The 234-nt window shown below is 55.1% G+C and carries 1 pseudogene; it reads right to left on the bottom strand.

Going from position 1 to position 234, the window contains the following annotated elements:
- A pseudogene (locus AAEZ08_RS23495) lies at window positions 1-194 on the bottom strand (transposase); the annotation flags it as partial.
- Window positions 195-234 lie beyond the last annotated feature (40 nt).

Genomic DNA, 234 nt, shown 5'->3' with positions numbered 1-234 from the left:
CATCAGATGATGCCGCAACATGGCCAGCAACGGATACGCCGGACGACCATCTTCGCCCTTCGGATAATGCGGTTCAATCAAGGCAATCAAACCCTTCCAGCGTACGACCTGATCCATCTCGATCAGGAAGCGCTGCAGCGGGTCTGCTTACGTTTGCCGGAATACTCGGCATCGACGAAGGACATCTGTTTCATCGGGCTCAACCGTTCGACTCGTGTGAGGCCAGTATTCCAC

This window comes from Pseudomonas sp. E45-MNA-CIBAN-0222, assembly GCF_040310405.1.
Taxonomy (GTDB): domain Bacteria; phylum Pseudomonadota; class Gammaproteobacteria; order Pseudomonadales; family Pseudomonadaceae; genus Stutzerimonas; species Stutzerimonas stutzeri_AC.
Note: the sequence above shows the minus strand (reverse complement) of the source record. Positions and strands in the feature narration are given on the sequence as shown.